The organism is Bacillus sp. bc15 (assembly GCF_900142585.1).
GTDB lineage: Bacteria > Bacillota > Bacilli > Bacillales > Bacillaceae_G > Bacillus_A > Bacillus_A cereus.
This window is the reverse complement of sequence record NZ_FRBJ01000001.1, coordinates 799,425-813,947: the sequence shown is the minus strand read 5'-3', so window position 1 is coordinate 813,947 and position 14,523 is coordinate 799,425. Positions and strand designations below refer to the sequence as shown.

Genomic DNA, 14,523 nt, shown 5'->3' with positions numbered 1-14,523 from the left:
TTCTCACCTACTTATCGTTTTATGTTGAAGCGCTCTATACACATGACTCGGTAATTGGATATTTAATTTACTTTGAATAAATTGACTTGCTCTCAATAACTTCTCTTCATCAATATTCGTTTGGACTCCTAACTTATGGAGCATATGTACTAGGTCATCAGTAGCAACATTACCTGATGCTCCTGGTGCATAAGGGCAGCCCCCGAGTCCACCACAAGAACTATCAAACGTTTTAATACCGTATTCTAATGATTTAACTACATTTGCTAGAGCCATTCCATACGTATTATGAAAATGCATTGCAAACTGCGAAGCATCATACTTCTTTAATAGATGTTCTAATACTTGTTCTACTTGTAATGGATTCGCTACACCGATTGTATCCCCAAGAGAAACTTCATAAATGCCGTATGAAAATAGTTGATTACATAATTCGTCAACTGCTGTGACACTTATATCCCCTTCATAAGGACATCCAAATACAGTAGAAACATAGCCTCTTACCTTTTTCCCTTCGAATAATGCCTGTTTTGTTATATCTTCAATTACAACTAATGCTTCTTTAATCGATTTATTAATATTACTTTTATTATGAGATTCACTTGCTGATAAAAAAACATTCACCTCATCTACATTTTGCAAAAAAGCTCGTTCCAAACCATTTTGATTCGGAACAAGCGCAGCATATGTAACATTTGGATCCCTTTTCAGCTCAGAAAATACATCATTTGCATCTGCTAATGCAGGGACCCATTTTGGGTGAACGAATGAGGAAACTTCAACATACGACAATCCTGCTTCTGTAAGTAGTTGAATCCATTTTACTTTATCTTTTGTGCCAACAATCTTTTTTTCATTTTGTAAGCCATCACGTGGCCCGACTTCTTTAATGACAGCAAAATTAGGTAGTTTCAATTCGCTTCCCCCCTATATCTCCCTATTCAATTTCTAATAATACATCTCCTTCATTTACAAAATCGCCTTCTTGCACATTAATTTTCATAACTGTGCCAGCTTCTTCTGAAATGATTGGAATTTCCATTTTCATAGATTCCAAAATGACGACATCCTGCTCTTCCTCTACTGTATCTCCTACTCCTACAACAATCTTCCAAACGTTTCCTGCCATCGATGCGTATACTTTCGTCATCATTTTTTCCCCCTTAATATTGTTAAATCTTATTTTTTAACGAGTTGTTTCGTTACAAACCCCGTTGTATAAATACCCTCTTTGAACACTTCGTCTTCCAAAACTTGCAGTAGCATTGGCGTGTTCGTTTTAATACCTTCTACTTTTAATTCTTCTAGAGCATCATGTAATTTCGAAATTGCTTCTTCACGAGTCTCGCCATGTGCAATGACTTTCGCAATCATTGGATCATAGAAAGGTGTAATCGTTACATGATTTTCTAAGAAGTGATCAATCCGTACATTTGACGGTAATGTTAAATCTGTAATTTTCCCAGGTGATGGGAAGAATGTTTTCGGATCCTCTGCATAAATACGAGCTTCAATGGCATGACCACTACGTTTTACATCATCCTGAGTAAATGATAGTTTCTCTCCACTTGCGATAAGGAGTTGCTGTTCTACAAGGTCTAATCCCGTAATTTCTTCTGTCACTGGATGCTCTACTTGTAATCTCGTATTCATCTCTAAGAAATAGAAGTTCTTCTGATCATCTACAAGAAACTCAACTGTACCTGCATTTGTATAGCCAAGTGCTTTGGCAGCTTGTACAGCAACTTCTCCCATCGCCTTTCGTGTACCTTCATCTAAAAATGGTGAAGGTGCTTCTTCGATTACTTTTTGATTTCGGCGCTGTACCGAACATTCACGCTCCCATAAATACACTGTGTTACCATGTGTATCTGCTAAAAGCTGAATTTCAATATGATGCGCATCTGCTATATATCGCTCTAAATACATTTCTCCGTTACCAAAGAAGTTTTGCGCTCTTGTTTTATTACTTTCAAACGCTTTGGTGAGCGTTTGCTCAGTTTCCATCAACTGCATACCAATGCCTCCGCCGCCTGCGGATGCCTTAAGCATTAAGGGATAACCAATTTGTTTTGCAATTTCAATTGCTTCTTCAGCAGTTTCAATATTTGTAGTAATACCTGGGACTACTGGGACATCTGCTGCTTGCATTGCGATACGTGATTCGATTTTACTTCCCATCTTCGTAATGATTTCTTCTGAAGGACCGATAAATACGATTCCTTCTTCTTTGCAACGAACCGGAAAAGACGGATTCTCTGATAATAAACCATAACCCGGATGAATCGCTTCTGCATTTGTCTTCTTAGCTATTTCAATAATTTTTTCAAGGTTTAAATAACTTTCTTGAACACGCGGTCCACCTACTAAGTAAGCTTCATTTGCCATCTTCACATGAAGGGCATTTTCATCTGCTTCAGAATAAATAGCAACAGTGCGTATGCCAAGTTTTTGACAAGTTTTCATAATACGAACAGCAATTTCCCCGCGATTCGCAATTAATATTTTTTGAAACATAGTGATTCCTCCCTTTTATCTACATCCTAAATGTCTAGCAATTACGAGACGTTGAATTTCAGAAGTTCCTTCACCAATTTCTAATAGTTTCGCATCACGAATATGTCGTTCAACTTCATATTCACGCATATAACCATATCCACCATGAATCTGTACTGCTTGATTCGCAATACGGCTTGCTGCTTCCGATGCAAATAGTTTTGCCATTGCCGCTTCTTTGCCGAAAGGTTTATCGTTATCTTTTAACCAAGCTGCTTTATGTACTAAATTGCGTGCTAGCTCTACTTCAGTCGCCATATCAGCTAATTTAAATTGAATCGCTTGGAAATTAGAGATTGACTTTCCAAATTGTTGACGTTCTTTCGCATATTGTAATGCACGTTCAAAGGCTGATTGCGCAATACCAACTGCCAATGCAGCGATTGAAATACGCCCTCCATCAAGTGTATATAAAAATTGTTTAAAGCCTTTATTTACATCACCAAGAATATTTTCTTTCGGTACACGAACACCATCAAGTACGATTTCACAAGTATTAGAAGCGCGAACACCCATCTTATCGTAAGGACTTGAAATCGTTAATCCTTCACTCGTAGTAGGCACGATAAATGCAGAAATACGTTTTCTACCATTCTCTTCAATACCGTTGACAGCGGTTACAATAATTGTATTTGCATACTCTGCGTTTGTAATCCAACACTTCTCACCACTGATTACATACTCATCACCATCTAATACCGCTTTCGTTTGAGTACCACCTGCATCTGATCCAGCATTCGGCTCCGTTAATCCGAAGGCACCTAATGTTTTACCTGACGCCATTGGAACTAAATACTTTTGTTTTTGTTCTTCTGTACCGAAATAATAAATTGGAGAAGCACCTAATGAAATTGTTGCAGCATAGCTTAAACCGGTGCCACCACAAGCGCGACCAATTTCTTCAACTGCTAAAGCATACGATACTGTATCGCCACCTGAACCTCCATACTCTTCTGGGAATGGGATGCCTAGTAATCCTAGTTCGCCCATTTTTTGAAATGTTTCATATGGAAACTCTGCAGTTTTGTCATAATATACAGCTTTCGGTGCGATTTCCTTTTCAGCAAAGTCACGTACCATTTCTTTAATCATTTGTTTTTCGCGAGTTAGAGTAAATTCCATTCCGCTACACACCCCTTATCGAATATTGAGTTTCGACAGCGTGCGAGTTTCTACTACAAACATAACAACTTAAAAGACAAGAATATTAGTTAGACAATTGCTATAATTCTGTCATAACTTAATTTTAAAACAGATTCTGTACTAATGCACAAAAAAATTCCTACATTGTTCTACAACAACATAGGAGGTTTTGTGTCGAATTATGTAATTTATTGTTTAATAATCTCTACCTTTTCCGGAATCAGAAATTTCTACTAATGCTTCAGGATATGGTTCGAAATATGTTTGTCTTAATAAATACTTTTCATCAAATCGAATAGCCCATGATTTTAAAATTGTAAGTAAACTACTAAGTGGTATTTTCTTTTCTGCATACTTTTGTAACAGTTCTATAAAATGATCTTTTTCTTGTTTTTTTAACTTTGTTTTAAAATATCCAAAAATGTGCTCGCATACATTTACATTCGATGTATAACGGGGTGCACGCATAAATAATTCATATAAAGTCTTCTCATAGTTTTCAAATACCACTTCAATCTTTTCATTTTTTTGATTTGCAATTATACGACCTAATTCCTTTTGTTTCACCTGATTATATGCCATAAATAAATATTTATTATCCGACTGAAACGATACAAGTTCTTTCATATTTTTATTGTGTTTAATCATTTTGTAATATGCGATTGTAAATAGCCTTGTAAAGAAATGCTCTCTAATAATAAAATTCGACAATCTACCTTCCTCTTCAATAGGAAGATACGAAAAATTTTTTACTACTGCTCCGCCAAATAAGCCAGCTCCTTTTCCCTTTGCTGGCGCTTTTTCAAAACCAGAATAAATTTTCACATCACGCGTACCACAACTTGGTGAACGATTCTTTAAAATAAAACCATCCACATCCGATATCGTTTGTAAAAAGTCATTTGAAAACTGTTCCATTTTTTCAGTTACATCTTCTCGTGTCGACGGTTGCACAAGTCTATTCTCACCATTTTCTTCTACAATTCGTATCGTTTCACGAGGAGTCCCCAATCCAATCTCGACTTCTGGACAAACAGGTATAAATGTAACAAATGGCTGCAAATTTCGTATTGTTACATCTGGAATCATCTCTCCATTATAACGACAAGCATCAAATTCTAAACATTTACTTACGACGATTGTAGGTTTTGCAAATTGTCGCATCTTATTACCTCCTTATTACTAGTCCGTATAATATAAATTGTACTAAGATTAACATTTTAAGCAAAGTTTGATTCAGTTATTTTTATGAGAAATATAAATCCAATGATACATTAACAATCATTCAACTCTATTTTCTATAAATGTGCGCCCTATTAATGAGGGTTTAGATATTGTGAAATGAATAATACACACATGCTTCGGAGAAATTAATGATTAAGAAAGGAGGGATTGTTATGAAAAAGAAATTATCATCTATTTTGAGTGTTTTAACACTATCTATTATGTTTTTAGGTACATCTACGCAAGCTGAATACGATGGAAATAATATGAATAGAGTTAATAACACTGATATTTCAACTCGAGTAAATGACAATAACTTAGACAGAGTTAATAATGATGTAAGAACTCGAAATATAAATACAACAAATGATTTAAATGATAATCGTGATAAAAATAATAATTGGGCTTGGCTTGGTTTATTAGGACTAGCAGGATTATTAGGTCTTAGAAGAAGAGACAAAGAAACACGCTGATTTAGAATGTTTTTAGTAAACAAGCACTTATTTATCAAAAATATATAATGAAAATAAATCGCCTTTTTAAAGGCGATTTATTTTTACTTAAAAGTAATGTATGTAATTCACACTTCAACGATTAAAATCGTGGAGTTAATCCATACAATATAAATTGAATCGTATTTTCAATTTCCGCTTCATCATTCCATTTTTCTTCAGGCAATAATAAAAATCGTGTTAATAATAAACCTAATACAGCTGATAAAGTAAGACGTAGTACGGAAGATGGTGGTATCTCAATAATTTCCCCTTCTTCTTGAAATTTCACAATCAACTTTTTGAAATGTGAAAACAGTTCTGTTTCTACTAATTGCTGTATTTCATTTTTCAGTTCTGGTTGGAATGGCACCTCTTGAATTAATATTTTTATCATAGGAAAGTGTTTTTGAGCAAATTTAAACCTATTATGAATTACAACCCTTAAAAGTCTTTCATATGATTCATACTCCGATTTAAATATTTCTTTTGCAAAGGTTTGTAAGAAAAATGGTGCAGCGAACTTAGTTAAAGTTGGCATTACGACCGCTAGTAATAAATCTTTTTTCGTCTTATAGTAGCGGAAGATTGTTCCTTCCGCTACACCAGCCCGTTTTGCAATTTCACTTGTTGAAGTTGAAGCGTATCCTTTTTCTCCAAACATATCAACAGCCGCCTCTAATATTCGCATTTGACGTTCATTTCTTTTATCCGTATTAGTTGCAGCTATTAATTCCTCCAGCCAATCCTTCTGCATTTATAAAGCTCCTTTTTGTCATTATTATATTTTGCGATGTTTCTTTAAAGCAAATACATTTCCTACTGCAAATAATATTGAAAAAAGTAATAATACAGTAAGATCTAATGCAATCTCTGTAAACCCTTGATTCCGAATCATCACTTGTCTCATTGCGTCAGCGCCGTATGTGAGTGGAAATACTTTCCCTAACATTTGTAGCCACTTGTTCATAGATTCCATTGGAAACAATCCAGAAAAGAAGATTTGTGGCACAATAACAAGCGGTATAAATTGAATCATTTGAAATTCATTATTTGCGTATGCCGATAAAAACGTACCTAATGTTAGTGCAGTTAAAGAGAGCATACATGTAATAAGTAGCGTTAGCCATATAGAGCCAGCTACGTATAAATCTAAAATATAAACGGAAAAACTTACGATAATAATGGATTGTATAAAGGCAAAGATTCCAAAACCAATAATATAACCTGCGACTATTTCCCATCTTCTTATTGGGGTGGATAATAACCTTTCTAGCGTACCACTTAAACGTTCTCTTACGAAGGATACACCTGATAATATAAATACAAAGAAAAATGTAAAGAAACCAATTAATACAGGACCAAGCCCATCAAACATCGTAAAGTCTTTAGAGCCATGTAAAAAATTTACTTCAGGTTTCATAATCGATACATCATTCTTCTCTGTGCTTTTTTGCAATACTTGAAGTACAGCACGATTTTTTGACGAATCACTACCTTCCAACAGAAGTTTCATTTTTCCATTCTCTATTCGAAGTATTGCATCTACCTTTTGTTTTTCTAACTCAGAAATCGCGTTTTCTTTACTGTATTCATAAATTGACGCTTCTTGATTTTTCATCACTTTTACTATTTGAGCGGGCATATCAACAACAGCAATTTGCGGTATATAGTCTTTTTGTGTAAACACTAGCGATAATAGCCAAAGTAATAACATTGGTGCCCCAAACATCATCGCTAACGAACGCTTATCTCGAAAAAATTGGCGAATAATACGAATGATTACACCAGTAACTCTCATGATGACACCACCTCTTCCAACAAAAAGACATCTTCAATCCGTCCAGATGACACGCGTTTTTTCAATTCTTCAGTTGTTCCAACCGCAACTAGTTTCCCTTCTCTAATTAATCCTAGACGCTCACAAAATTCAGCTTCATCCATAATGTGCGTCGTTACAATAATCGTTGTGCCTTTCTTTTTAAGATCATAAAATTTTTCCCAAATCGTTTTCCTAAGAAGCGGATCTATCCCCACTGTAGGCTCATCTAAAATTAATATTTCTGGTTCATGGAGGAGTGCTATTGCTAATGATAAGCGTTTTTTCATTCCACCTGAAAATTGTTGTACTTGCTTTTTCATATACTGTGACAATTGTACAAGTTCAAAAACCTCTGCAATTCTTGTCTTTTTACTTTTTCCCTTTAATCCATACATCGTTGCTATAAAATCTGCATTTTCATATGCTGATAATTCTTCATATAATGCATCCGCCTGGGCCATATAACCAATTCGTTTCATTTCATTTAAATTAGGCATATTAGTATTATTAACAAGTACTTCACCTTTCGTTGCCTCATTAATACCTGCAATCATTTTAATGAGCGTTGTTTTCCCCGATCCAGAAGGTCCAACAAAACCAAAAATCTCTGCTTTTTCAACTTGCAATGAAAGATTGTGTAACACTTCTTTTTTTCCAAAACTTTTTGATACAGTCCGTAAAATAATTGAAGGTTGTTGCACGTTTCATCCTCCTTTTCCAATAAAAATGAGTGAGTACTCACTTTTATTTTACTCTTGCTTAATTATATGTCAAACTTCGTTGATTAGTATGTATGTTCAATCACCGATATTAAAAAATGAAACAGAGTCGACATTAGAATTTCATTTCCTAAAGTCGACTCTGTTTCATTTAAACTATAAATTTCACTTTACGTTTTTAAATTCATATACTTCCGAATTCTAGCAACGTCTAAAGAATATTCGATAACTAATTGCTGTAACGGTAAAATAACTGTGTCAGGATATAAATGTGCATATTGTAATGTTTCTGCATATTTTTCTAACCTTTTTTCTAAATACTTTATTATTTGATCAGGATGACTTACTAATAAACATTTACAATAATAATGGATTTGTTCCTCAATCGCCGTGTATTCTTCAATTTCATATTCTTTATGCATGTGTACACCCCTTTAAGTTTTTATATGAATTACTTATCACAATTTTCACTCGACAAATTTTAAGTTTTTTGATTATTTACACTATAACAAACACTGAGGGTCAAATTTTGTTACTTTATGTAACGTAGAAAATTTTTAACAAAATTGTAATGTTTACTCCTGCAAAATACAGAAAGCCCCTTTACTCATTTTTGTATAAAAAAAATCGTACAGCTTAATTTAGCTGCACGACTACAATTTCTGGCCTATTCAAAATCCTTTGCGGAATGATACTATTTCCTAATCCTCTACTCACTACCATTGATGTATTTTGTTCTACATATAAACCCGCTGTATATTTAGGTAAAACACCTTGATTTGGCGCAACTAATCCTCCGATAAATGGCAATCTAACTTGCCCTCCATGAGCATGTCCCGATAAAACCAAATCCAACCTCTCATTCGTATATTCCTTTATAAATTCAGGCCGATGGGATAATAATACATTATATTTATCTGGCTGCATTTCAATTTTCGCTTTTTTAATTTCATCTATTATAATATTTCCTTCATCACGGTTTCCAGTAACAAACTCTGGATCATCAATACCGAGCAAGTTTATTTCTTGCTCACCCTTTCGAATGCCTACATGTTCATTCCTTAAAACATTGACATCATATTTCTTCAACTCTTTTTCTAAATTGTTATACTTTCCAGACCATTGTTCATGGTTTCCTGTCACAAAATATACAGGATATTTCTTTACAATTTCTCGTATTAATTGCATACTAACTTCTGCATCGCATGATTTACTGTCAATTAAATCACCCGTAATCGCAATAATATCTGGGTCTATACTTTTTATTTTTTGAATTAACACATCTTGATTATCGCCAAATTTTTTATTGTGTAAGTCTGAAATTTGTAGAATTTTATACCCTTTAAAAGAGGATGGTATTTTACTAGAGGTTATTTTAACCTCAGTTATACTTATTAAATTGTTCTGTAAATATAAAAAGATACTACAACCTACTAATGTAGCAATAAGTAATATACTTCTTTTAATCTTCTTGCTCATATTCCCTCCTAAAATCTTCATCAATACTACAATTCTCAAAAACATTTCAATAGATTATTCTTTTTATCTAACGGTTCTCTTTTAAAGTGAAATCGATTTAACTACGATAATCAAGTACAAGTTTCTAATTTTAGGAACTGAAGAACTTATATCACTCTGTTGAAGTAAACATGCCCGGTTCTGTTCTAATCGTAACTCTATCATATAACATTAAAGCCGAAATTCCCAAGTTAAGGAATTTCAGCTTTTTGAGTTCGTATGAATATCTTAGTTTTAGTTCTATGTATCTTGCCGTTGTACATCATAGTACATACCAGTTGTCTCTCTATATGTGGTGAGTTTTTTATCTTTTTCAATAATCAACTATGTATAAAACATTTAACTTAGTTAATACCCTTAATGAATATCATGCTTTTTAAAGTTTCCGCCTTGTACTTCCGCAACATCATATACAGTGACAAAGGCATTTTCATCAATTTCATGAATAAGTTCCTTCATTGTTTCTAAATTTTAAAATTATGTAGCGTCATTCCATTCAGACTTCAATATTGAATATTGATATTCATCAATCCACTGCCCTTTTAGCATGTAATTCTGTAATAAATGACCTTCTCTCCTCAACCCCACTCGTTCTAGTACAGAAATAGACTTATTATTTCGAACGTCCGAAAATGCAATCACTTTATGTTTCCGTAATGAATGAAATATGTAATTCAGTAAGGCACAAACAGCTTCAGTTGCATAGCCTTTCCCCTGATATTCTGGAGAAAGAGTAAATCCAATTTCTACGATGCGAGGTTCATTTACAAGTGTGTGAAGTGCACAATCTCCAATTATTTTGTTATTTTCAGCCAAAGCAATTGCGAACTGGAACCAAGTACCTGGTAGATTAGGATTATTTTTAACTTGTTCATTTACAAACGTTTTAGCCTCATGATATTGATAATTAACCCATGACTGAAATCTAGCCACTTCTGGATTAGAACGATAAAAATGAAAGTAGTTAGTGTCATCCATACTAAACCTTCTCAAAACAAGACAATCTGTTCTCCAAAAGACTTGATTGTCATTCTCCATAACTATTCACCCTCTTTTCTACATTAATTATATCTTTATAATACATAGGTATAAATAGTTTACATGCTTATAAAAAAGCGATTCTTTTCACATTAAAAAGAATCGCTTTCCAAGTTCTTATTTTTAATTATATTACATAAAGAATTGAAAGATTATTACTTAAGAGCCTTAACTATAACTTCCGTTGCCTCTGCAATGAGTTGATTATCATAGCTAGCCTCTTTCTCATCTTTACTAGATAAAATTGCGATGATAATTGGTGCTCTATTTGGAGGCCAAACGATAGCAATATCATTTCTTGTTCCGTAACTGCCAGCACCTGATTTATCTCCAACTACCCAGTCAGTTGGTACGCCTGCACGAATAAGTTTGTCCCCTGTAGCATTTCCTTTCATCCACTCTGTAAGAATTTTACGTTTTTCAGCTGGAAGTGCATTTCCGACCGTAAAAGCTTTAAGATTCGTAGCAGTTGCTTTCGCTGTACTAGTGTCACGAATGTCTCCTGGAATAGCTTCGTTTAATTCTGTTTCAAAGCGATCAGACATAGTAACCCGATCCCCCATCTTTCTAAGCGCTTTTTCATATCCTTTAGGTCCGCCTATTTTATTAAATAAAATGTTCCCTGCAGTATTATCACTTGAACGAACAGCAGCCTCAGCAATTTCTCCTAGTTTCATTCCAGTATCTACATGTTTCTCTGTAACAGGTGAATAATCCACTAAGTCTTCTTTCGTAAATGTGATTACTTCATTTAATGTATCAATTGAGTTTTGCTGTAGTAATACTCCTGCTGCTAAAGCCTTGTAGGTTGATGCGAAGGCAAATCTTTCGTTAGATCGATAAGAAATTGTTTGATTTGTACCAGTATCAATCGCATATACACCTACTCGAGCATCAAATTTTTTCTCAAGTTGAGAGAACTCTTTATGCGTCGCCTGATTTTTATGTTTCACTTGTCCAGTCTTTTCTTTCGCTTCAACTTGCAGTGCCCCTCCTGTAAAAGCTTCTAGGCTTGTAATACTTAAACCTAATATACCAACGCATATTCCTATTTTTAGCATCCTCTTATTCTTCAAAATCATCATTCCTTCCAAATTTTTAGCACCTTTTTATACGTACACATAATAGACAATCACCGAACCAAATTTGTTCCATAAACTAAAAAAATTATAGCTAGTATGAGAGTTATTAACAAAATAAGAGATAGTAGCTACGACGCCTCTATCTCCTATTTCATATTTCATTTTTTTACTTATAAATGGCTTTATATGAACAGGTTCTTTCCCTGAGAAAAGTACTCTAATTTTGCTTAGAACTACCTGTACTAGTAGCTTCACCATGTATACGTTGCTGTTTCAAATCAAAGTATACATCTAATACTTCCTTTCCGATTATAGAATTAATTCCATTTTTATCATCATGAAGCCATGGAACTACTACGGAAAATGCTACTTCTGGATTATCATATGGAGCATATCCAACTAACGTTAAGTTGTAACATTCCATACGTTCTCCTTTTGCATTTCTACCAATCGGGTCATCTCCACCATATACAGTTTGGGCTGTTCCTGTCTTTCCTGCTGGTTTATATGGCGCGTTTTTGAAATATTTCACGCCAGTTCCATCACCTTCTTGGAATACCCATCTAAACCCTTCTTTTATCCGATCAATATGTTCTTTCTTCATATCAATTCGATTTAATACGACAGGCTCTATGGAACGTATAACTTTGCCAACCTCTTCTTTTATTGATTGTTCTCGTATTTCTTGTACAATTTGAGGTTGCATTCTATAACCACCATTCGCAATCGTTGAAATATATTGCGCTAATTGCAACGGCGTATACGTATCATACTGACCGATAGAAAAATCTAGTAAAAACCCAGGTTGACTATCTACTTTTCTCGTTTGTCCAATTATTTCATTCGGTAAATCAATACCTGTTGGGACACCTAAACCAAATTGCTTGAAATAATAGCGCATCGTATCAAATGCTCCTTGTTTAATATCCAATGAGCCATTTGGTACGTAATTAACTCCCGCAATTTTTAAAGCTGTCTGGAACATGTATACATTCGAAGATACTTGTAAAGCCCGTAAATCATTAATATTACCAAATCCGGATACATTCCACGATTTCTTAGCTTGTGTACCTTTAAATTTCATCGGCGCGTCATAAAATTGATCTCCTGGATGTATTGCGCCTGTCTCATATCCAGTTAATAAAGTAGCACCTTTTACAGCTGACCCTAGCTCATACGAAGTTGTCATGTTTCCTAATGCCAAATCCTCAACTTCTATTTTCCCTTCTTTTTCTACAATCTTTTTGCCTGCCATTGATAAAATTTGTCCGTTATTTGGATTCGTCATGACAACAAAAGCTCGATCGAGCAGTGGCTCTGAACTCTTAAAAGCTCTCAAGTTTTTCTCTATACTTTCTTCCACTTTCTTTTGTAATTCCATATCAATCGTTAATGTTAAACTATTACCACTTTTTCCTTTAGAGATTATTTCTGTGCTAACAATGTTTCCTGATTTATCAGTAATATTTTTCACTTCTTCTTTTGTGCCGTGTAATACATCTTCATATCGTTGTTCAATATAACTTTTTCCAACACGATCATTACGGTTATATCCACGTACTAAATAAGAATCTAAATTTTCTTTCGGTAATCCTTCTTCACTACTCGTAATATTTCCTAATACAGAACGAAATAAATTACCGTTTACATAATTACGTTCCCAATCAACAGTTGCATCTACTCCTGGAAAATTCGCAAGATTTTCGCTTATCCGCGCATACTCTTCATCTGTTACATCTTTTTTAATGATTTGTGGTGTTAGTTGATAACCTGAACTCATTTTACTTTTAATAGCTAACACCTTTAAATCTTGTGCTGTTAATTCTGCTAATTCTACCTCTGTAACACGACCTCGTCTTAAGTCTTCTATTTTTTTATCTAACTCTTTTCCCTCTATACCCTTTTCTTTAAACTTTTCTATATCTTTCTTAGTAATCTTTGTCTCCGCACGTTTCGAATTCAACTGCATCCAAAAATCTTTTTTATCGATATCTGTTAATTTATTTATATCTTGTTCAGGCATTTCAAGTACTTTCGCCAAGTCTTTTGCTGTTTTTAAAATATCTTCACTCGTAATTCCCTTCACCCTTGTATACGTAATTGTGCGAAGAGATTTATTATTAACAACTGTTTTCCCTTCTCGATCTAAAATTTGTCCACGTGGAACTGGAATACTAGTTATTGCATTTTGACTACTTTCCACTTGGTTCTTATAAGCCTCTCCCTCAACGATTTGTACCTTTCCTAGCTGCATAATAATAGCTGAGAATAGTACAAATATGCAAAGGAACATTATATTTAATCGAATAGATATATCTGTCTTCTGCTTGTTGCCTTTTTGTTCTTTCATAAATCCTCCATTTAATCCTTTCAGAAATTGCTACAAATACTAAAAGCATTCCTTATATATTAGATACCGATAATCGGTTATAAATATTGCCTCAATTTTTTGCTTAATCCTTGTAAGCAACCATTTCTTTTCGTTTAGATACGGAATTAATAACTCTCCCTTCCTGTTTTCTCTCTATTTTTTTGCCACTTGCATGAGAAGTGCTAAACTGTATAATGACTCTTATTAAACTCACATATAAACTTGCTAGTAAATTTTCATGCTAATTATTCCTTTCTTCATGCTGTAATACTTAATAGACAACCTAAACAATAAAGTTGTTCCACATTTACAAAAAAAATAATTAAATATAAGATGAAATAGGCTACATAAGGGAGGGTTATATGTTACATATAAAAAGATGGAGATTTTTTGCGGTTTTTTCTATCGTAGGTTTGATTTTACTAATTTTATTAAAAATCAACTTCATTTCAATTACTATCGCAACTTCTTCAGCTGAAAGAGGAAAGATTTTTGATCAAAATGGTGTAATACTAGCTACAAATAAGAAAGTTAAGTCTCTATATTGCACTTCTAATGA

At 34.0% G+C, this 14,523-nt stretch carries 14 protein-coding genes and 2 pseudogenes; 2 read left to right on the top strand and 14 right to left on the bottom strand.

Going from position 1 to position 14,523, the window contains the following annotated elements; all coding sequences use genetic code 11:
* Window positions 1-3 precede the first annotated feature (3 nt).
* The 5 genes from mvaB to BUA87_RS03980 all read right to left on the bottom strand — a co-directional run bounded on the left by mvaB (window position 4) and on the right by BUA87_RS03980 (window position 4,863).
* Entirely contained in the window at window positions 4-915 is a 912-nt protein-coding gene (gene mvaB, locus BUA87_RS04000) for a hydroxymethylglutaryl-CoA lyase (RefSeq protein WP_000775435.1), read from the bottom strand.
* A 22-nt stretch (window positions 916-937) separates the two neighbouring features.
* The gene (locus tag BUA87_RS03995; RefSeq protein ID WP_001987345.1) at window positions 938-1,153 is read right to left on the bottom strand and encodes an acetyl-CoA carboxylase biotin carboxyl carrier protein subunit; all 216 of its coding nucleotides are present in this window, start codon (window positions 1,151-1,153) and stop codon (window positions 938-940) included.
* Between the two features lie 26 nt (window positions 1,154-1,179).
* Window positions 1,180-2,517, bottom strand: coding sequence for an acetyl-CoA carboxylase biotin carboxylase subunit (locus BUA87_RS03990; RefSeq protein WP_000486742.1), 1,338 nt, complete (start codon window positions 2,515-2,517; stop codon window positions 1,180-1,182).
* Between the two features lie 15 nt (window positions 2,518-2,532).
* Window positions 2,533-3,678 (bottom strand): acyl-CoA dehydrogenase, encoded by a 1,146-nt coding sequence (locus BUA87_RS03985; protein WP_000397279.1) that lies wholly within the window; start codon window positions 3,676-3,678, stop codon window positions 2,533-2,535.
* A 216-nt stretch (window positions 3,679-3,894) separates the two neighbouring features.
* Window positions 3,895-4,863, bottom strand: a complete 969-nt coding sequence (locus BUA87_RS03980) for a YbgA family protein (RefSeq protein WP_001248644.1) — start codon at window positions 4,861-4,863, stop codon at window positions 3,895-3,897.
* Between the two features lie 233 nt (window positions 4,864-5,096).
* On the opposite strand from BUA87_RS03980, the gene BUA87_RS03975 reads away from it, so the two are divergent.
* Window positions 5,097-5,396, top strand: coding sequence for a WGxxGxxG family protein (locus tag BUA87_RS03975; RefSeq protein WP_061660872.1), 300 nt, complete (start codon window positions 5,097-5,099; stop codon window positions 5,394-5,396).
* 121 nt (window positions 5,397-5,517) lie between these two features.
* Here BUA87_RS03975 and BUA87_RS03970 read toward each other — a convergent pair whose 3' ends face one another.
* From BUA87_RS03970 to BUA87_RS03930, 9 genes and pseudogenes are all read right to left on the bottom strand, one after another.
* Window positions 5,518-6,171: a TetR/AcrR family transcriptional regulator gene (locus BUA87_RS03970; protein WP_072938483.1), complete on the bottom strand. Its 654-nt coding sequence runs from the start codon at window positions 6,169-6,171 to the stop codon at window positions 5,518-5,520.
* Window positions 6,172-6,195: 24 nt separating this feature from the next.
* Window positions 6,196-7,215: an ABC transporter permease gene (locus tag BUA87_RS03965; RefSeq protein ID WP_053564454.1), complete on the bottom strand. Its 1,020-nt coding sequence runs from the start codon at window positions 7,213-7,215 to the stop codon at window positions 6,196-6,198.
* Entirely contained in the window at window positions 7,212-7,937 is a 726-nt protein-coding gene (locus BUA87_RS03960) for an ABC transporter ATP-binding protein (protein ID WP_001187075.1), read from the bottom strand. Before BUA87_RS03960 ends, BUA87_RS03965 begins: the two co-directional genes overlap by 4 nt.
* A gap of 188 nt (window positions 7,938-8,125) precedes the next feature.
* Window positions 8,126-8,377, bottom strand: coding sequence for a hypothetical protein (locus BUA87_RS03955; RefSeq protein ID WP_000548621.1), 252 nt, complete (start codon window positions 8,375-8,377; stop codon window positions 8,126-8,128).
* A gap of 214 nt (window positions 8,378-8,591) precedes the next feature.
* Window positions 8,592-9,434: a metallophosphoesterase gene (locus BUA87_RS03950; protein ID WP_000037685.1), complete on the bottom strand. Its 843-nt coding sequence runs from the start codon at window positions 9,432-9,434 to the stop codon at window positions 8,592-8,594.
* Between the two features lie 396 nt (window positions 9,435-9,830).
* A pseudogene (locus tag BUA87_RS03945) lies at window positions 9,831-9,932 on the bottom strand (DUF2179 domain-containing protein); the annotation flags it as partial.
* 18 nt (window positions 9,933-9,950) lie between these two features.
* On the bottom strand, window positions 9,951-10,511 hold the full coding sequence (locus tag BUA87_RS03940) for a GNAT family N-acetyltransferase (protein WP_025118371.1): 561 nt from the start codon (window positions 10,509-10,511) through the stop codon (window positions 9,951-9,953).
* Between the two features lie 155 nt (window positions 10,512-10,666).
* Window positions 10,667-11,593: a class A beta-lactamase Bla1 gene (bla, locus tag BUA87_RS03935; RefSeq protein WP_002094022.1), complete on the bottom strand. Its 927-nt coding sequence runs from the start codon at window positions 11,591-11,593 to the stop codon at window positions 10,667-10,669.
* 217 nt (window positions 11,594-11,810) lie between these two features.
* A complete protein-coding gene (locus BUA87_RS03930) occupies window positions 11,811-13,943 on the bottom strand; it encodes a peptidoglycan D,D-transpeptidase FtsI family protein (RefSeq protein ID WP_072938480.1) in 2,133 nt (710 codons plus the stop codon).
* 383 nt (window positions 13,944-14,326) lie between these two features.
* Between BUA87_RS03930 and BUA87_RS03925 the strand changes: the two are divergent.
* Window positions 14,327-14,523, top strand: a pseudogene (locus tag BUA87_RS03925) (penicillin-binding protein 2); the annotation flags it as partial.